Here is a 19801-nt window from a genome sequence, read left to right on the forward strand (position 1 = left end):
TTGATGGATAAATTATAGGTTGTGATTATTTTTCTTTCTTGCGATAGCTAAACAATCCAGCATTTAGAGTCAATACTCCAAATAGTGTAGTGAGAATTGAGCTATTTTCACCAGTATTTGGTAAAGTTTTTCTTGTTTTCTCTCCACCTTCTCCCTTAGTTTTCAATGGTTTGGATTGTGGTTGTGTTCCATCTGCACCATTGCTGTTTTGCGTAGGGATTGTTGGGTTTTCACTACCTGCAACTGGCGTTTGGATACTACCGCCATTGTGATTTACTGACATATTTTTAAAAGTCATAGCATAGATACTAAAGTGATTGGTTTCGAAAGTTACCTTATCCGCATCTTGCTTGAAGTCTAATGCTTGCAAAGCGCCATCTGGAGAAACATAGTAGACATTTTCAACTGGCTTTTCTGCAGAAAGGCTCACTAGAACCATGCCATTTGGCTGGACAGCCTTACCATTGGCGTCGTATAGACGAATATCGTAGGCCTTGTAGTTTTTCGCCGTAAGTGAATTTGACTTAGTTTCTTCTACCTTGATGTAGCTGACGTTTTTGAGTGTTTCCTCTGAAGCACGTACTTGAACACTTCCAATTTCATTCGCAAGGATTCGGCTAGTGCTTGGAGTTACTGGTTTCTCTGGTTTAGCAGATTGTGGTTGATCTGGAACAGCTGGTGTAACTGGTTTTGGTGTCTCTGAAGGCTTAGGTGCCGGTTTTACTTCTGGTTTTGGTGTCTCTGAAGGTTTAGTTTCCGGTTTTACTTCTGGTTTTGAAGTATCAGAAGGTTTAGTTTCCGGCTTAACTTCTGGTTTTGAAGTATCTGAAGGCTTAGGTGCCGGTTTTACCTCTGGTTTTGAAGTATCAGAAGGTTTAGTTTCCGGCTTAACTTCTGGTTTCGGAGTCTCTGATGGTTTAGTTTCAGGTTTTACTTCTGGTTTTGAAGTATCTGAAGGTTTAGTTTCCGGCTTAACTTCTGGTTTCGGAGTCTCTGATGGTTTAGTTTCCGGCTTAACTTCTGGTTTCGGAGTCTCTGAAGGCTTAGTTTCCGGCTTAACTTCTGGTTTCGGTGTCTCAGAAGGTTTAGTTTCCGGCTTAACTTCTGGTTTCGGAGTCTCTGATGGTTTAGTTTCCGGCTTAACTTCTGGTTTCGGAGTCTCTGAAGGCTTAGTTTCCGGCTTAACTTCTGGTTTTGGTGTTTCTGAAGGTTTAGTTTCCGGTTTTACTTCTGGTTTCGGAGTCTCTGAAGGCTTGGCATCCGCGTTTACCTTCTTATACTTTAGATACATGTAATTGTCATCCAAAGTACCACCAAAATATGTATTCATTATCCGGTAGTCCACTTTATAACCAGGCATCCAGCTAGCATACGAAACTACCTCATAGCCCTCAATATCTTTATAAATATTGATGGTCTCTCCTGGGTTTAAAACTCCAATTTCTCGAGATATCCTCTCTCCCGTATCTGCATCGAAATAATCGATACGGTATTTGAGGGGCTCCTGCTTTTCTTCATCTTTTGGCGCTGGTTTTGGTGTTTCTGAAGGCTTGGCATCCGCCTTTACCTTCTTATAATCTAGAAACATGTAACGTTCAAACGTTTGACCACCAAAATATCTACTCATTATCCTGTAGTCCACATTATATCCAGGCATCCAGCTATCATTCGAAACTACCTCATAGCCATCGATATTTTTATGGATATTAACAGTTTCACCAGAATTTAATACTCCATATTCTCGAGATATCTCCTCTCCCGTTTCTGCATCGAAATATTCGATAAGATAGTTGATGGGCTCTTGTTTTTCGTCAGCTTTTGGCGTTGGTTCTGGTTTAACTTCTGGTTTTGGTGTCTCAGAAGGCTTCGTTTCCGGTTTTACTTCTGGTTTCGGAGTCTCTGAAGGCTTGGCATCCGCATTTACCTTCTTATATTCTAGAAACATATATCGATATCCAGACGAAGACCCAAAATATCTATCCATTAACCGGTAGTCCACATTATAACCAGACATCCAACGACGATTCGTAACTACCTCATAGCCATCAATATTTTTATGGATATTGATAGTTTCACCAGGGTTTAAAACTCCAATTTCTCGAGATAGCCTCTCTCCCGTATCTGCATCGAAATAATCGATACGATATTTGATGGGCTCTTGATTTTCGTCAGCTTTTGGTGCTGGTTTCTCCGTAGGTTGAGATGGTTTTTCATATCCAATATAGCCCGCTGGTCGATAATAAAAATAATTAACTGAAATATGATCACTTTCTACACCGTCAACAACACCAGGATAAAAGTTGAATTTCTCGTAAGGTACAGTTTCTCCAGGTTTATAAGAATTACCAGTAGTTGCTCCCCATCTTCCCTCTTCGTGTCTAACATCCGTTATCTCTTCCAAAATATAGCCATCTATATCACCCTTAGGTAAAGTAAAACTCTCACCTGGCTTAATAGTAACTGTTATATTTCGTTTTCCATCATCAATGGAATGAGCCTTGCGATGAAGTGGGAGTGTACCATCGGGCCAAAGTTTAGGAGTTCCAGTATAGCTAAAGCTAATATGAAGAGTCCGTTCGCTCCTATTAGGCTTCTCTAGCGGAAGTGTCTCATATTCAAGCTGACAATGTGCCACGATTGTATCGCCCTCTTTGGTAAGAATAAATCTCTCATCTTTCGATCTAGAAATATCATTCAGGTTATCATAACTAATATTCAGTATTTTGGGGTAAGCTCTTTGAAGCCTATAGCCTTCAAATGTTGGAGCTGCAATTGTTAAATCTTCACCAACGTTAACAGTTCCTGTCAACGTTTTAGTAGGTTCTACTTTCTCCCCAGTCCTTATATCATGAAAATCTAGTTCGATTACATATCGGATAGGAAGATGTTTTTCTTCTTTTAAGGTTGCATCTTCCCTTGGGGCATCAGATGGCTGAGTCTCGGCTGCGTTTGCTGTTGACTTAGCTTCAGGTTTCACTTCTTCAACCGGTTTAACCTCTGGTTTTTCTGAATCACTTGGTTTGCCATTTTCTACTGGTTTTGAAGCTGTATTTGGCTGTTCTGCCACATGTGTATCTGCCTGAGCTGTATTTGGCTGTTCTGCCACATGTGTGTCTGCTTGAGCTGTAAAAGCTGGCACTACACCCAACACCGCAACCGCAAAGGTTGCAATACTGAGTTTAACAAGTTTATTTGTTTTCATAATTTCCTCCTTAGGAATGTAGATTACTTTTGAAGGTGTGTAAATACTACAAAATCCTAATTTTTTTGATATTAGTGTTTCGAAGAAAACCTCAACCACTTGAGCGACAAGGGTTTTGGTGTATCACATAACGACCGTTTTGCGAAACATTCAAAATAACAATGTGAATATTTCAGAAAATACGAATTTAACAAGGATTTGAGCCTGTGTTGGATTTGTATTTTTTTGTTTTTTAAGTGTATCGTTTAACGGTCGTTAATCGAAACATATTTACGCCATCATTGTAGCATTTTATCTTATTTTTAGCAAGAATTTTGCGAAACATTTTTACGATTGATAGCCACCTTGTTTCGTTCCAACACTTTATAGATGGTTGAGGTCGAAATTCGTTCTGTTTTTGCTATTGTTCTGATGCTTGATTCCCCTGCCAAATACAGCTCAATAATTCTCTCTTCCTTATCTCTTGACATTCGCTTGGCACCTAGTTTGACACCATTTTCCTTGGCTTTACGAAGTCCTTCACGGGTTCGAAATCGCAGATTTTCCAGTTCACTTTCTGCCACAAATCCCAAAATGACGCAAAGTAACCTACCGATGAGCGAGTCGGTTTCCAGTTTTTCATGCAAACTGACTAGCTGAATATCCGAAGCATTAAATCGTTCGATCAGTTCTAGCAATTTAAACATGGAGCGAGTCAGGCGATCTAACTTATAGATAGTGAAAATGACCTGCTTACCATCCTGCGAAAGGTCCGAAGCCAATTTTAAGGCTTTTTCGAGTTCTGGACGTGCATTGTTTGAACCAGATTCACGTTCGATAAAGAGCTGGTCGCAGTGCTTGAGAGCCTCCATTTGCACCTCCAAGCCTAGGTCTTGCTTGTGGGTAGAAACGCGAGCATAGCCTATATTGATGGTGGTCTGAAACATAAAAATCCTCCTGTTTTTGATACAGAAGGATATTTTACTATGGATTTCAGAATGAGAAAAGACCTCAATTTCATAATCTCTATGAACTACACACTAAATGATATGCTCCCCTTATAATGGACAGCGAAAAAATAAAATTCACTAGAAACTGTAGGGGAGCAGGTCATCATCCTTGTTTTTTTAGTTTCTATTTCTAGAGCAATCCTTGCTCGGTAGAATCAACATTGACTAGAAAAATAATTCAAAACTAATTAGCTGGATTCAATTCTTTCCAATCGATGTTAGCCAAATCAAGCTTTTCAGAAGAGATATCTAAAACTTGCTCTGCTTTCTCATTGACACCAATTTGAAGAGTCGCTTCTTTAACTTTCTCTACTCCATTTTTATCGAACGAATATAGAGAAAGGTTCATTTCTGGACGAGTTGACTGCCAGTCTGCATAAGAGACTTGACCATTTTCGTAAATGACAAATCCTGAGCGAAAACCTCCCACAGAAGCTACATAAGCTGTGTGAAGTAAGTTAGGCTTTTGATTTTCTAAATAATAAATGGCTGAAACAAATTTTTCATCGCCAATAAGTAACTCATCTTGCCCATCCTTATTCAAATCAAGAAGGGCATATTTAAAGTCTGGTGCATTTTGATAATCCATTCGAGAGAAAATCAGGCTATATTCTTCTGAAGCAATCTTGTGTTGTTTATTTTCCTGGTATAAATCTTCTCTATTACCTTGCTTTAAAAGGTCTGTAAAGTGATTATAACGTTCAATCACTTCTGTGTATACATCGTGTCCAGTTTCCTTCTTCTTTTCAACAGTCGATTGTGACGCCTTGGTTGACGAGTCGCTTGTATTTTCAGTCTTTTCTCCTGTTGATGAACTAGTCTTATCGTCTTTGGAAACAGATGATAGTGCAGATGAAGGTTCTGTATTGCTCCTATTTTTATTGAGACCACAAGATGCCAAAACTGAAATTGAAAGAATAGCTGAAAGCATCATTAAATATTTCTTCATATTAACCTCGATAGCATTGCATTTTCAGATGGATAAACTTCAAGCATGAGTCATTAACTCCAAGTTATACTTGGTTGAGAAATCATTTTACCAAATAATCACACGGTCTTCTGGTGAACGCCACATGCCGTCGCCTTCTTTGACATCATAGGTCGTAAAGAAGTCATCAAAGTTTGGCACTTGGACATTGACACGGAGTTTAGCTGGTGCGTGCACGTCGACACTTGCCATGAGTTTCATCAACTCTGGACGGCCTTTCATACGCCAGATACGCGCAAAGTTATGGAAGAATTCTTCAGCTGAGAAGTCTGGTTCTCTCTTAGCAGCTTCAAGGGCAGCAGCAATTCCTCCTAGGTCGGCAACGTTTTCTGATACAGTTAATTTACCGTTAATAGTTGCGCCGTAAGATTCTTGACCATCAAACTGGTCGATAACCTTCTGCGTTTTCTCTTTAAAGGCTGCATAGTCGCTCTCTGTCCACCAGTCCTTAAGGCTACCATTTTCATCAAAGGAAGCTCCATTGGTATCAAAAGCGTGAGAGATTTCGTGTGCAATGACTGCACCGATCCCACCGTAGTTGGCAGAAGATGACTGATGTAAGTCATAGAAAGGTGCCTGTAAGATAGCAGCTGGGAAGACAATCAAGTTCTTTTGTGGATTGTAGTAGGCATTGACCATATGAGCAGGCATGCCCCACTCCTTGTAGTCAACTGGCTGATTCCACTTGCTCCAACTGTGCTTGATTTCCACACGCGCAAAGGCTAGGGCATTCTCAAAGAGGCTAGCAGATTCATCTACAACCTTATCCTTGTAGCGGGCTGGTAGCTCCTCTGGATAACCGATATAAGGCTTGATGACATTGAGTTTGACGATAGCTTTTTCTCGTGTTTCAGGAGTTAGCCAGTCATTTTTAGCTAAACGTTCCTTATAAACGTCAATCATGGTCGCAACTTTTTTCTCCACATCAGCTTTAGCTTCTGGAGAGAATTTTTCGTGGGCATACCAAAGGCCGAGGGCTTGTTTGAATGGTCCTTGAGCTAAATGGTAAGCTGCCTTACGTTTGTCTTGAGCCTCTGGAACTCCTGAAAGAGCTCGTCCGTAGGCACCTGACAAGATACGAATCTCATCTGTTAGATAGCTAGTTGAAAGATTAACCACACTCAAGATCAAAGTTGCCTTGAGTAAAGGCCAAGTTTCTTCACTATAGAATTGCTCTGCTGCTTGCCAGAAACGCTCTTCATCTACAATGACCTTATCAGGAACTTGACCAAGAACAGCTTGGAAAAAGTCATCTAAAGGAAGTGCAGGGGCAAACTTTTTGAAATCTTCATAAGAATACGGATGGTAAAGTTTGGCATACTCTGAACTCTCTTCGTTTGAAAGTACGACAGCTGCGATACGGCGGTCCAATTCCAATCGTTTCTCTAAAAGATCTTCGATTTCTTCATCTGAGAAGTTATAGGCTTTGAGGAGATTAGAAGTACTTTCTTTCCAAAGGTTCAACAATTCCTCACGCTGTGGATGGTCCTCCGCATAGTAGGTTGTGTCAGGCAAGATTGTTCCTGGAGCACTAGCCCAAAGAACATTGGTTCTAGCATCCATAAAGTCTGGTGATACTCCAAATGGAAGGAAGTTTGGTTTACCAGCTAATTCAAATGCAGCTAGTTTACTTGCGAAATCCGCAAAACTTTCCAAATCTTGGTATTCCTTAAGCAAAGGAAGGACTGGCTCAATTCCATCAGCTTCTCGTTTTTCAAAATCTCTGACCATACTATGGTACTTAACAAAGTTTGCCAAGATAGCATCTTCTGGCACATCTTCACCTGCCAACCATTTGTCGGTTGTCGTTAGCATCAACTCTTCGATTTCTTCGTCAAGGTCGATAAAACCACCTGTTCTCGATTTATCGGCTGGAATAACGGCAGTCTTTTCCCATTCACCATTTATAGCATCATAAAAATCATCTTGATAACGTGTCATCTTGTTCTCGCTTTCCTATTTTCACTTATTCCTAGCTTAGCAAAAATCCCTGGGGAATGCAATTAAAAATACCGTCTTCTCCTGATTGTTTTCTAGTTAATATTTTAAATATTTACAAAAATTAACTTGACTTAATTTTTATTTTAATGTATATTAAAAGATAGGAGGAATATAACTGTATGATACGTATCGAAAACCTCAGTGTCTCCTACAAAGAAACGTTGGCACTGAAGGATATTTCACTAGTGCTCCAAGGACCAACTATTACCGGAATTATTGGTCCAAACGGTGCTGGAAAATCAACCTTATTAAAAGGTATGCTGGGAATTATCCCACATCAAGGTCAGGCATTTCTCGATGACAAGGAAGTTAAAAAATCCTTACATCGAATCGCCTATGTCGAACAAAAAATCAATATCGACTACAACTTTCCCATCAAGGTCAAGGAATGCGTCTCGTTAGGACTATTTCCCTCTATTCCTCTCTTTCGAAGTTTAAATGCTAAACATTGGAAGAAAGTGCAAGAGGCCCTTGAAATCGTCGACCTAGCTGACTACGCTGAACGGCAAATCAGTCAACTGTCTGGAGGTCAATTCCAGCGGGTCTTGATTGCCAGATGTTTGGTGCAGGAAGCCGACTATATCCTCTTGGATGAACCCTTTGTTGGGATTGACTCAGTCAGTGAGGAAATCATCATGAATACGCTGAGAGATCTGAAAAAAGCTGGGAAGACGGTTCTCATCGTCCACCACGACCTCAGCAAGGTTCCCCACTACTTCGATCAAGTCTTGCTTGTCAATCGAGAAGTGATTGCCTTTGGTCCGACCAAAGAAACTTTTACCGAAGCCAATCTAAAAGAAGCTTACGGTAATCGACTCTTTTTCAATGGAGGTGACCTATGATTGCAGAATTTATCGATGGATTGCAAAAATTCCATTTCCTACAAAATGCCTTGATAACAGCTATTGTCGTCGGGGTCGTAGCTGGAGCTGTGGGATGTTTCATCATTCTACGCGGGATGTCACTCATGGGAGATGCCATTTCACATGCTGTCTTGCCAGGTGTAGCCCTCTCCTTCATCTTGGGCCTTGACTTCTTTATCGGAGCCATTGTCTTTGGATTGCTAGCTGCCATCATCATTACCTACATCAAGGGGAACTCGATTATCAAAAGCGATACCGCCATCGGCATTACCTTTTCTTCTTTCTTAGCCCTCGGTATCATCTTGATTAGTGTCGCTAAAAGTTCAACTGACCTTTTCCATATCCTTTTTGGTAATATCCTAGCCGTCCAAGATACGGATATGTTTATTACTATGGGTGTAGGGGTAGCCATTCTCTTGTTAATCTGGATTTTCTTCAAGCAACTCTTGATCACTTCCTTTGATGAACTCTTGGCTAAGGCCATGGGAATGCCTGTCAATTTCTATCACTACTTACTCATGGTACTCCTAACTCTCGTGTCTGTGACAGCTATGCAAAGTGTCGGAACTATCCTGATTGTAGCCATGCTGATTACCCCAGCAGCAACTGCTTATCTCTATGCTAATAGCCTGAAAAGTATGATTTTCCTTTCCTCAACCTTTGGAGCGACTGCTTCAGTTTTGGGACTCTTTATCGGCTATAGCTTTAACGTTGCGGCAGGTTCTAGTATCGTGCTTACAGCCGCTAGTTTCTTTCTTATTAGCTTCTTTATCGCTCCAAAACAACGATATTTGAAACTGAAAAATAAACATTTGTTAAAATAAGGGGCAGAACCCCACTAAATTGGAGGATCTAATGAAAAAATTAGGTACATTACTCGTTCTCTTTCTTTCTGTCATTGCTCTTGTAGCATGTGCTAGCGGAAAAAAAGATGCAGCTTCTGGTCAAAAACTAAAAGTTGTTGCTACAAACTCAATCATCGCTGATATTACTAAAAATATTGCTGGTGATAAGATTGATCTTCACAGTATCGTTCCTGTTGGTCAAGACCCACACGAATACGAACCACTTCCTGAAGATGTCAAGAAAACTTCTCAAGCTGATTTGATTTTCTACAACGGTATCAACCTTGAAACTGGTGGCAATGCTTGGTTTACAAAATTGGTAGAAAATGCTAAGAAAACTGAAAACAAAGACTACTTTGCAGTCAGCGAAGGCGTTGATGTTATCTACCTTGAAGGTCAAAACGAAAAAGGCAAAGAAGATCCACACGCTTGGCTTAACCTTGAAAACGGTATGATCTTTGCTAAAAACATCGCAAAACAATTGAGCGCTAAAGACCCTAGCAACAAGGAATTCTACGAAAAAAATCTCAAAGAATATACTGATAAGCTAGACAAACTTGACAAGGAAGCTAAAGAGAAATTTAACAACATCCCTGCTGAGAAAAAATTGATCGTAACCAGCGAAGGATGTTTCAAATACTTCTCTAAAGCCTACGGTGTCCCAAGTGCCTATATCTGGGAAATCAATACTGAAGAAGAAGGAACTCCTGACCAAATCAAGACCTTGGTTGAAAAACTTCGCCAAACAAAAACTCCTTCCCTCTTTGTAGAATCAAGTGTGGATGACCGTCCAATGAAGACCGTTTCACAAGACACAAACATCCCAATCTACGCTCAAATCTTTACTGACTCTATCGCAGAACAAGGTAAAGAAGGCGATAGCTACTACAACATGATGAAATACAACCTTGACAAGATTGCTGAAGGTTTGGCAAAATAATCCTCTGAAAAACGTCATTCTCACGTGAGCTGGCGTTTTTTCTATGCCCATATTTTCAGTCAAATCATTGGAAAATTCTGACCGTTTCAGCTAAAATGAAATAAAAAAGATTGGAGTAGCTTATGACTACATTCCTTGGAAACCCTGTTACTTTTACGGGAAAACAACTGCAAGTAGGAGACAAGGCTCTTGACTTTTCTCTAACAACAACTGACCTTTCTAAAAAATCACTGGCTGACTTTGAAGGTAAGAAAAAGATTTTGAGTGTCATTCCTTCTATCGACACTGGTATCTGCTCACTTCAGACTCGTCGCTTTAACCAAGAATTGGCTAGCTTGGACAACACAGTCGTCTTGACTGTTTCTATGGACCTTCCTTTTGCTCAAAAACGTTGGTGCGGTGCTGAAGGTATTGAAAATGCCATCATGCTCTCAGACTATTTCGACCATTCCTTTGGACGTGATTACGCCCTCTTAATCAATGAATGGCACCTATTGGCACGCGCGGTCTTTGTTCTCGATACTGACAATATTATCCGTTATGTTGAGTATGTTGATAATATCAATTCCGAACCAAACTTTGAAGCAGCCATTGAAGCAGCAAAGTCGCTTGACTAAAAGAAAGCCCACTTATAACAAGACAGAAAGCTAGAGAAATCTAGCTTTTTTTGGTATACTAGATGGAGATAATAAACAAGGAAATGCGAATGACACCAAATAAAGAAGATTACTTAAAATGTATTTATGAGATTGGCATGGAAGTTCCTAAGATTACCAATAAGGAAATTGCTGCTCGGATGCAGGTATCACCTCCTGCGGTAACTGAGATGATCAAGCGCATGCAATCCGAAAATCTTATATTAAAAAATAAAGAAAATGGCTATATACTAACGGATATTGGCTTAAAACTTGTATCTGACCTTTACCGAAAGCACAGACTCATTGAGGTTTTTCTGGTTCACCATCTAGACTATACCAGCAATCAAATTCACGATGAGGCTGAGGTATTAGAGCATACAGTTTCAGACCTTTTTGTGGAGCGACTGGAAAGTATGTTAGGCTTTCCAAAGACCTGTCCCCATGGTGGAACCATTCCTGCCAAGGGTGAGCTTCTAGTTGAGGTTAATAACCTACCACTCTCTGATATCAAGGCAGCTGGAACCTATCTTTTGACAAGAGTTCATGATAGCTTTGAACTTCTCCAATATTTGGAAAAACATACCATCCATATTGGAGAACAACTCCAAGTCAAGCAGTTCGATGGCTTCTCTAATACCTTTACTCTGATTCACAACCATGAAGAACTTCAAGTCAGCCTCGAAATCGCCAAACAACTCTATGTTGAAAAACTGAACTAATTTCTCAAGTCCCCTACCAACCCTGAAAGCTTAATTTTCAGGGTTTTATTTCTAGCATTTGATGTTACTATCGTTTTGTTGTAGAATGTTTGTAAAAAAAAGAAAGATATTTTAACCTATGAAAAAATCACTAAAAATTTTTGCGACATCCAAATGGTTTGACCTCTTTGGGGTTGCTCTGGTCGTTGGAATTGCGATCACATCTGGTTACCTCAACTCCCGTCTCGATAAATTCGTAGACTGGGGCCCATGGACTGCTCTTGTGCCCTTTGGATTGATTTCCGTAACCAACGTTGGGATTTCCATGTTGTCCACTCGTTTCACGGGAAAATTAAGCAAATGGGGAAATTACTTTGGCATAGTCAATACGATTTTGTCTGGTACTATTGATTATATCCTTGGAAATAAGGCAGCCATTATCACCTATCCCGTCACCTTCCTCATTTATACCTTTGCTATTAAGAAATGGGAAGTTTCGCAAGAAGGCAGACCCAACCAAATGAACCAAAAACAGCTAAAATTAGCTGCCATCATCATTTCAATCATCGCCTTCCTCTTTGCCTTTGTGACCAACTATATCGGCTATGGGGGCAAGATGAATCTCCTTGCTTACGTAACAACTATTGCCTTCGCACTGTCCCTCATTGCCAATGCTTTGAACGCATTGAAACTGACAACTCAGTGGGGATTTTGGTTGATTTACAATTTCGTTCAGCTGACAAAGGCTGGCATTCAAGGAAATTTCGCCAATATCGGTAAATACATCTTTTATATCCTCAATGCAATTGGAGCTTTATTTGTCTGGAATGATGAAGAAGTGGAACAATAAGAGGGAAATCAAATAAAGAAATCTAACAGAATCTCCTTACTAAAATTTTTTATCATTTTACTTGTAACTCCCATTCTTTTGGAGTAGAATGAAGCTAGATAAAAGAGGGAGGTCATCTTATGAAAAATCTCTTTAGAATCCATTTTACAGCCATCGTAGTCAGCGATTTGCTACTGTTGGTAACTTTCAGACCTCGATACGAACTTTCTTTGGAGAGAGGCCTGATTTTTTGCTTCATTTTCATCCTTGCTCAAGGACTACTGCTATTTCGCTTGGTCAATCGACTCAAAAAACATTTCTCTGAGATTTATCCTCAGATGAACAAAAAAATTCGCCTTTACTACTTAGAGATTCTCTCCACTGACCTACTATTATTTGTCTTTTTAGCCATCACTGGCCCTCAACATTTTTACTCTCTTACTCCAGTCTTTACTTCCTGTCATTCTACTTTTTATTATATAACGGCTAGCCACCTAAGAGAAAACTATCCAGACTTTTATGACAAACATATCTCTTTGTGGGAGTGTCTCTAAGGAAAAAAAGGTTTTATCATGAAAAAAATCATCTACATCAAAACCATTCAACTCCTCATCATCGATGGAATCATGCTGGCATTTTTGACATTTAAAGAGGGACTTATACTCAATGAAAATCAAAGAGCAAACTAGGAAGCTTACTTGAGTACGGCAAGGTGAAGCTGACGTGGTTTGAATTTGATTTTCGAAGAGTATTACCTGGGATTGGATTTTGATTTATAGCGGTTGGCTCATCTTCTTTCACCCTGTGCTGTTTACCTATCTTTCCAACCAACTTTGTGACCACTTTAGTCAACTCTATTCCCAGATTAGACCGAGATTCTGGCGTTTTGCCTTACAAATCCTCCTATGGGATAACCTGATAATTCTCTCCTTGCTGTTTTTAAGTGGTATCCCACTTTTCCTTCAGGGAAGTCTCCTCATCATAGGATATCTCATCCCTTCCTATCGCACCTGCCAAAGCCTGAAAAGAGACTTCCCCGAAGCCTATCAAGAACCCATTTCATTTTGGAATATTTTGTGATAGATAAGAAAAACCAAGCCCACGAGCTTGGTTTTTTTTATCTATTTTTGGTGTCAAGGATGATGGTTACTGGGCCATCATTGACTAGTTCCACCTGCATATCTGCTCCAAAGACTCCTGTCTCAACAGGAACTTCCTTGGCTAGTTCTTGGTTAAATTCTTGATAGAAAGCTTCCGCCATATCCGGTTTAGCAGCGCCTGTAAAGGCTGGACGATTTCCCTTTTTGGTATCTGCAAACAAAGTAAACTGAGAGATGGAGAGGATTTGGCCTTGGATATCCTTAACAGACAGATTCATCTTGCCTTCAGCATCTGAGAAAATTCGCATATTGACAAGTTTTCTGACTGCATACTCCAAATCCTCTTGCTGATCCTCAGGTCCAACACCCACTAAGAGCAAGAGCCCCTGCTTGATTTGACCATGAACCTGCCCTTCAATTGAGACCTGAGCTTCCTTGACGCGCTGAACGATAATTCTCATAGAAATCCTTTCTGACTATCTCAACCAATTTAGCCATTTGTTCGTTTAACTGAATAGACTTCTGGTACACTCTTGATCTTATCAACTACCGTAGTCAACGTTGAAAGATTTGAAATTCCAAAAGATACATGGATATTAGCAAATTTCATATCCTTGGTTGGCTGGGCGTTAACCGTTGAGATATTCTTAGTTGTATTGGATAGGACTTGCAAGATATCATTCAAAAGACCAGAACGGTTGAGTCCGTAGATGTCAATATGCGCCATATATTCCTTGCTTGAGAATTGGTCTTCCCATTCAACATCGAGTAGACGTTGTTCGTAGTTTTCCTGTGAACGAAGGTTCATACAGTCTACACGGTGGATGGCAACACCACGACCTTTGGTAATATAACCAACGATATCATCACCTGGAACAGGGTTACAACATTTGGCAATCCGGATCAAGAGCCCAGAAGCACCTTGGATGACTACTCCACCCTCATGCTTAACCTTAAGCGTGTCCTTGTTCTCTACTTTGACTTCGCCACCCTTAACCAATTCTTCAGCCTCTGCCTTAGCCTTGGCACGTTCTTCTTCACGACGTTCCTTCTCCGTCAAACGGTTAAAGACAGTGATGGCTCCGATTTCTCCAAAACCAATAGCCGCAAATAGCGCTTCTTCTGTCTTGTAGCTGGTTTTTTGAAGGACTTCATCCATGTGACGTTTGTCCATAAATTTATTAGCCACATAGCCGTTTTCTTGGAGCTGATTAATCAGCAATTCACGACCTTTATTGATGGACAATTCTTTGTCTTGGTTTTTAAAGAACTGACGAATTTTATTGCGTGCCTTGCTGGTCTTGACCATATTGAGCCAGTCACGACTTGGTCCAAATGAATTTGGATTGGTGATGATTTCAACCTGGTCACCCGTTTTTAACTTGGTCGTCAAGGGAACCATACGACCATTAACCTTGGCTCCAGTCGCTTTTTCCCCAATCTTTGTATGAATTTCATAGGCAAAGTCAATCGGACCTGAATCTTTTGGAAGTGAACGAACCGCCCCATCTGGAGTAAAGACGTAGATTTCTTCTGCTAGGTAATTCTCTTTAACCGTCTCTACGAAATCCTTGGCATCATCGGACTGGTCTTGAAGCTCCATCATCTCCTTGATCCAGTTCATACCGATAGCAGATTCCTTGCCATTAACCTGCCCCTTAATACCTTTTTTATAAGCCCAGTGAGCAGCAACCCCGTACTCAGCAACCTCATGCATTTCCTTGGTTCGAATCTGGAACTCAATAGGTCCCTTTGGTCCATAAACAGTTGTATGGATGGACTGGTAACCATTGGCCTTACGGTTGGCAATGTAGTCCTTAAAGCGTCCAGGCATTGGTTTCCAAAGCTCATGGACATATCCCAACATAGCATAGACATCACTCTGAGTATCTAGGATACAACGAATGGCAATCAGGTCGTAGATCTCTTCAAAGCGTTTCTTCTTGTCCTGCATCTTACGATAAATCGAATAGATATGCTTGGGACGACCATAGATTTTTCCTGTAAGGTGGCGTTCTGATGAATATTCCTCAAGTTTTGTCACAACCTCATCTACCAAGGCTTCACGTTCTTGACGTTTTTCCTTCATCATGTGACTAATCTTGTAAAACTCAGTCGGATTTAAATAACGGAAGGATAGGTCTTCTAGTTCCCACTTAACACTTGAAATCCCCAAACGATGGGCAAGCGGAGCATAGATTTCCATGGTTTCTCTGGAAATTCGTTCCTGCTTATCTTTACGAAGGTGATTAAGGGTTCTCATGTTATGCAATCGGTCAGACAGTTTGACCAAGATAACACGGATATCCTCTGACATAGCCATGAGCATCTTGCGGTGGTTTTCAGCCAGCTGCTCTTCGATAGACTTGTACTCAACCTTACCAAGTTTGGTAACACCGTCCACAATCACTCGAACATCATGACCAAACTCACGCTCTAAGTCATCCAAGGTCGTTTCCGTATCTTCAACCACGTCATGCAAAAAACCACAGGCAACAGTGACAGCGTCTAGCTTGAGCTTAGCCAAAATACCTGCGACCTGAATAGGATGAATAATGTAGGGCTCACCTGATTTACGATACTGGCCACTATGGCATTCAACAGCATAAACCAAGGCCTTATGGACAAAAGCCACATCTTCTTTCGATAAATATTTTTGCGTTAAAGCGACGACTTCATCGCCTGAATAAATTACTTCTTTGGGCATGCATACTCTCCAATTCTTCCTACCATTTTAACACTTTTTTGAGGATATGAAAACTAGAAAATCCTCTTCTGTAAGAGTTTGCTTATCTTAGCAAAAAAGCACTACTAGAAAACTCTAGCAGTGCTAACACATTTAAAATCTATCTTAGTAAACTGTTCTTTCAGTTTCTACGTCGAAGAAGTGAGCTTTGTTCAAGTCAAATCCAAGTTCAACTGTTGCACCAGCTTGCAAGTAGTCACGTGCGTCAACCTTAGCAACGAATTCATCTTTACCAACTTGGCAGTATAGGTGAGATTCTGAACCTAGCAATTCTGATACAGAGATCGTTGCTTTCACAACTGATTCTGGGAATGTTTCAAGGAAAGCAGGTTCTGCATTCACATCTTCTGGACGGATACCGAAGATCAATTCTTTACCTTCGTAGCCTTTTTCACGAAGAACTTTCAAAGCACCTTCTGGAACTTTCAAGTTAAAGCCGTCAGCAGCGATGTGGTCACCGTTCAATTTAACGTTGATGAAGTTCATAGCTGGGCTTCCGATAAATCCTGCTACGAATTTGTTAACTGGGTTTTTGTAAACTTCTTGAGGAGTACCGATTTGTTCAACACGTCCGATAGTACCTGTTCCAGCAGGGTTCTTAGTAGCTGACATGATAACGATACGGTCTGCAAGCGTCATCGCTTCTGTTTGGTCGTGAGTTACGTAGATAGTTGTAGCTCCGATACGACGGTGGATTTTAGCGATTTCAGCACGCATTGATACACGAAGTTTCGCATCCAAGTTTGACAAAGGCTCGTCCATCAAGAATACTTTTGCGTCACGGACGATCGCACGCCCCATGGCAACACGTTGACGTTGACCACCAGAAAGGTCAGCAGGTTTACGTTCCAAGAATTCTTTCAATCCAAGGATTTCAGCTGCTTCTTGTACACGTTTGTCGATGTCTTCCTTGCTGTATTTACGCAATTTCAAACCGAAAGCCATGTTGTCATAAACAGTCATGTGTGGGTAAAGAGCGTAGTTTTGGAATACCATGGCGATGTCACGGTCTTTTGGAGCTACGTCGTTGACAACCACGCCATCGATAGATGCAGTACCTTCTGTGATGTCTTCAAGACCAGCAATCATACGGAGGGTAGTTGATTTACCACATCCTGAAGGTCCTACGAAAACGATGAACTCTTTGTCTTTGATGTTCAAGTTGAAATCTTCAACTGAATAGTGTTCGCTGTTTGGATATTTTTTGTAAATATTTTTAAGATTTAATTCTACCATTGTGGAGAACTCCTTTTGTCATTTGATAGTTTTATTATAGATGAAAACGCTTAACTAATCTATGGCAAGTTGACCAAAAAACAAAAAAAGTTCTGTGCAACTTGCACAAAACTTTATAAGATATCTGGTAAGATCAGTTGATAACAGAGGGTCAAATCTGTCAAATCTTTTAATTCTAAGCCTGTCAGTTCAGCCCATTTATCAATCTTGTATTGGAGAGAATTACGGTGCAAATACAACTGCTGGGCTGTTTTTGTCAGAACCGCACTATTGTCCCAAAGAGACAAAATAATTTCCTGAATCTGATCTTGATCTAGAATCTGCTGGCGAAGAAAATCCTTTATAATTCTAAGATCAACCTGTCTTTCTCCCAAACTCCAAAGATAAAGTTGAGAAAAAGTATGAACTCCTTGATGACCTTGACGCCACCAAGTCTTAAAGAGCTCACGCTCTGCCTTAATCAAGTCCGCTAAGGTTTGGTGGGCATTCTGAGTCCAGACCTGTCCCAGCATGATCGATAGACGAACGCCAAAGTCATATTCTACAGCTTCGATAGTATCTGTAAGGATAGAACGAACTGAAGAGTACTTGTCCTGTTGAAGAACAAAAATGTAATCCTTGGCTCCCACCTGAATCATAGTCAGGAAGTTTGGAAAAAGAGTCCGCATCATTTCTAGCCAAGAAGATAGATTTTCTTTTTGAAAATAGGATAGGTGACAATAGATAAGTTGCAACTTTTTAAAGTTTTGCGGTGCCTGTCCCTTACCTTCGATCAGATAAGTATACCAAGGATTGAGGGAAATGGTTTGTTCCTGTTTGGTTAAGAGAGCTACCAGTTGTTTTTCACGCTCGCTAAGACTAGCTTCCTCCAGCAAAAGCCACTGATAATTTGACAGAGGTAGACTTAGATAACCCTCTTTATCAACTGGCTGATCTAAGATTTTACCATCAGGAAACCAATCCAGTAGTTCTTTTGCAATCATGTGCTATTCCTCCACTTTTTGGATGCACCAAGAGATCAAAGCTTCTAATCGCTCCACATTGTCTGTCATATGGAGATAGCCCATGACTGCTTCAAAACCTGTGGACATACGGTAGGTCACTACATCTGCGTTCTTTGCCTTAGTATGACTATTGGTATTACGACCACGTTTATAGATTTCTTCCTCTTTTTCCGTTAGGACTTCTTCTTCCAGCATGAGGGAAATCAAGTGTGCCTGAGCCTTGGCCGACACATACTTGGTTGCCTCTTGGTGAAGTTTATTGGGTTTGGTCATGCCTTTGAGAATGAGATGGCGACGAATATACATAGAGTAAACCGCATCTCCTTCAAAGGCTAGAGCAATCCCGTTAATGAGATTGACATCAATCACGTGTCCACCTCACTCCATCCTTGGTATCAAGTAGCTTAATCCCTTGTGCAGCTAGTTGGTCACGAATTTGGTCAGCTGTTGCAAAGTCTTTATTTGCACGCGCTTCTTGGCGTTTTTGGATCAAGGCTTCAATCTCTTCATCCAAAACTTCCTCGACAAAGGCAATACCAAAGACTTCCAACATGGCCGCAAGAGCTTCCTTGACAGCTGCATCATAGTTTCCTGAGTTAATCCATTTCGCCATTTCAAAGACAACTGTGATTCCATTAGCCGTATTAAAATCCTCATCCATGGCAGCCACGAACTTATCTTTAAAAGCTAGCAACTCCCCCGCATCTACAGTTCCAGTAAATGGTTGTTCATAAGTGTTCTTCAGATACTTGAGATTGGTCTCAGCATCACGCACTGCTTTTTCCGTAAAATTGATAGGCTTACGGTAGTGCTGAGTCGCAAAGAAGAAACGCAATACTTGACCGTCGATCGTTTCGAGGGCATCGTGTACCGTAATGAAGTTACCCAAAGACTTAGACATCTTGACATTGTCGATATTGACAAAACCATTGTGCATCCAGTAGTTGGCAAAGGTCTTGCCTGTTTTAGCTTCAGACTGGGCAATTTCGTTGGTATGGTGAGGAAACTCAAGGTCAGCTCCACCACCGTGAATATCGATGGTATCACCCAAAATCTCCGTTGACATGACCGAACATTCGATATGCCAGCCTGGACGTCCAGGTCCCCAAGGACTGTCCCAAGAAATCTCACCTGGTTTAGCAGATTTCCAAAGAGCAAAGTCTACAGGATTTTCCTTACGAGCCGTTTCTTCATCGGTACGACCTGAAGCACCTAGTTCCAAGTCTTCTAGTGTTTTATTAGCTAACTTAGCATAGTTATGAGATTTTTCCACACGGAAGTAAACATCCCCTTGACTCTCATATGCATAGCCTTTTTCAATCAAATCAGCAACAAAGCGGATGATATCAGCCATAAATTCGACTACACGAGGATGACGAGTAGCAGGTTTCACCCCCAAAGCCGTCACGTCCTCACGAAAGGCAGCAATGTACTTGTCCGCTACTTCCTGAGGTGTGATGCCTTCTTCCTTGGCGCGGTTAATAATCTTGTCATCTACATCGGTAAAGTTGGAAATATAGGCGACCTCATAACCACGGTACTCAAAGTAGCGACGAATGGTATCGAAGGCTACTGTCGAACGGGCATTCCCCACGTGGATATAATTGTATACAGTTGGCCCACAGACATACATCTTGACCGTCTTTTCGGTAATAGGCACAAAATTCCGCAAGCTGCGGGTCATGGTGTCGTAAATTTTAATCATAAAATAATAGTCAGGAA

At 40.8% G+C, this 19801-nt stretch carries 17 protein-coding genes; 7 read left to right on the forward strand and 10 right to left on the reverse strand.

Features of this window, described 5'->3' with window-relative positions:
* Positions 1 to 25 precede the first annotated feature (25 nt).
* The 4 genes from QM867_RS07595 to QM867_RS07610 all read right to left on the reverse strand — a co-directional run bounded on the left by QM867_RS07595 (position 26) and on the right by QM867_RS07610 (position 7120).
* Positions 26 to 3202 (reverse strand): LPXTG cell wall anchor domain-containing protein, encoded by a 3177-nt coding sequence (locus QM867_RS07595; protein WP_414315473.1) that lies wholly within the window; start codon positions 3200 to 3202, stop codon positions 26 to 28.
* A gap of 302 nt (positions 3203 to 3504) precedes the next feature.
* Entirely contained in the window at positions 3505 to 4128 is a 624-nt protein-coding gene (locus tag QM867_RS07600) for a recombinase family protein (RefSeq protein WP_248035941.1), read from the reverse strand.
* A 247-nt stretch (positions 4129 to 4375) separates the two neighbouring features.
* The gene (locus tag QM867_RS07605) at positions 4376 to 5140 is read right to left on the reverse strand and encodes a hypothetical protein (protein ID WP_414315474.1); all 765 of its coding nucleotides are present in this window, start codon (positions 5138 to 5140) and stop codon (positions 4376 to 4378) included.
* A gap of 87 nt (positions 5141 to 5227) precedes the next feature.
* Positions 5228 to 7120 (reverse strand): M13 family metallopeptidase, encoded by a 1893-nt coding sequence (locus QM867_RS07610; protein ID WP_414315475.1) that lies wholly within the window; start codon positions 7118 to 7120, stop codon positions 5228 to 5230.
* A gap of 179 nt (positions 7121 to 7299) precedes the next feature.
* Here QM867_RS07610 and QM867_RS07615 point away from each other — a divergent pair, with 179 nt between their 5' ends.
* The 7 genes from QM867_RS07615 (at position 7300) to QM867_RS07645 (ending at position 12547) form a co-directional block, all read left to right on the forward strand.
* A complete protein-coding gene (locus tag QM867_RS07615; RefSeq protein WP_075231208.1) occupies positions 7300 to 8022 on the forward strand; it encodes a metal ABC transporter ATP-binding protein in 723 nt (240 codons plus the stop codon).
* Positions 8019 to 8867 carry a metal ABC transporter permease gene (locus QM867_RS07620; protein ID WP_075231207.1) on the forward strand — a complete coding sequence of 283 codons (849 nt, stop codon included), beginning with the start codon at positions 8019 to 8021 and terminating at the stop codon, positions 8865 to 8867. The genes QM867_RS07615 and QM867_RS07620 overlap by 4 nt, the downstream gene beginning before the upstream one ends.
* Positions 8868 to 8898: 31 nt before the next feature.
* Positions 8899 to 9828, forward strand: coding sequence for a metal ABC transporter substrate-binding lipoprotein/adhesin PsaA (psaA, locus tag QM867_RS07625; protein WP_000733076.1), 930 nt, complete (start codon positions 8899 to 8901; stop codon positions 9826 to 9828).
* A 122-nt stretch (positions 9829 to 9950) separates the two neighbouring features.
* On the forward strand, positions 9951 to 10445 hold the full coding sequence (gene tpx, locus QM867_RS07630) for a thiol peroxidase (protein WP_414315476.1): 495 nt from the start codon (positions 9951 to 9953) through the stop codon (positions 10443 to 10445).
* Between the two features lie 89 nt (positions 10446 to 10534).
* A complete protein-coding gene (locus QM867_RS07635) occupies positions 10535 to 11185 on the forward strand; it encodes a metal-dependent transcriptional regulator (protein ID WP_281334651.1) in 651 nt (216 codons plus the stop codon).
* Positions 11186 to 11303: 118 nt separating this feature from the next.
* On the forward strand, positions 11304 to 12014 hold the full coding sequence (locus QM867_RS07640) for a nicotinamide mononucleotide transporter (protein WP_281334652.1): 711 nt from the start codon (positions 11304 to 11306) through the stop codon (positions 12012 to 12014).
* Between the two features lie 119 nt (positions 12015 to 12133).
* On the forward strand, positions 12134 to 12547 hold the full coding sequence (locus tag QM867_RS07645) for a hypothetical protein (RefSeq protein WP_049503995.1): 414 nt from the start codon (positions 12134 to 12136) through the stop codon (positions 12545 to 12547).
* A 563-nt stretch (positions 12548 to 13110) separates the two neighbouring features.
* Here the strand turns inward: QM867_RS07645 and dtd are convergent.
* The 6 genes from dtd to cysS all read right to left on the reverse strand — a co-directional run bounded on the left by dtd (position 13111) and on the right by cysS (position 19784).
* Positions 13111 to 13554: a D-aminoacyl-tRNA deacylase gene (gene dtd / locus QM867_RS07650; RefSeq protein WP_060955480.1), complete on the reverse strand. Its 444-nt coding sequence runs from the start codon at positions 13552 to 13554 to the stop codon at positions 13111 to 13113.
* Positions 13555 to 13583: 29 nt separating this feature from the next.
* A complete protein-coding gene (locus QM867_RS07655) occupies positions 13584 to 15800 on the reverse strand; it encodes a RelA/SpoT family protein (protein ID WP_414315477.1) in 2217 nt (738 codons plus the stop codon).
* A gap of 144 nt (positions 15801 to 15944) precedes the next feature.
* Positions 15945 to 17075, reverse strand: a complete 1131-nt coding sequence (locus QM867_RS07660; RefSeq protein ID WP_414315478.1) for an ABC transporter ATP-binding protein — start codon at positions 17073 to 17075, stop codon at positions 15945 to 15947.
* Positions 17076 to 17188: 113 nt separating this feature from the next.
* Positions 17189 to 18058, reverse strand: a complete 870-nt coding sequence (locus tag QM867_RS07665; protein WP_414315479.1) for a helix-turn-helix domain-containing protein — start codon at positions 18056 to 18058, stop codon at positions 17189 to 17191.
* A 3-nt stretch (positions 18059 to 18061) separates the two neighbouring features.
* Entirely contained in the window at positions 18062 to 18448 is a 387-nt protein-coding gene (locus QM867_RS07670) for a Mini-ribonuclease 3 (RefSeq protein ID WP_414315480.1), read from the reverse strand.
* Positions 18441 to 19784, reverse strand: a complete 1344-nt coding sequence (cysS, locus tag QM867_RS07675; RefSeq protein WP_414315496.1) for a cysteine--tRNA ligase — start codon at positions 19782 to 19784, stop codon at positions 18441 to 18443. Before cysS ends, QM867_RS07670 begins: the two co-directional genes overlap by 8 nt.
* Positions 19785 to 19801 lie beyond the last annotated feature (17 nt).

It is taken from the genome of Streptococcus infantis, assembly GCF_047463635.1.
GTDB lineage: Bacteria > Bacillota > Bacilli > Lactobacillales > Streptococcaceae > Streptococcus > Streptococcus infantis_W.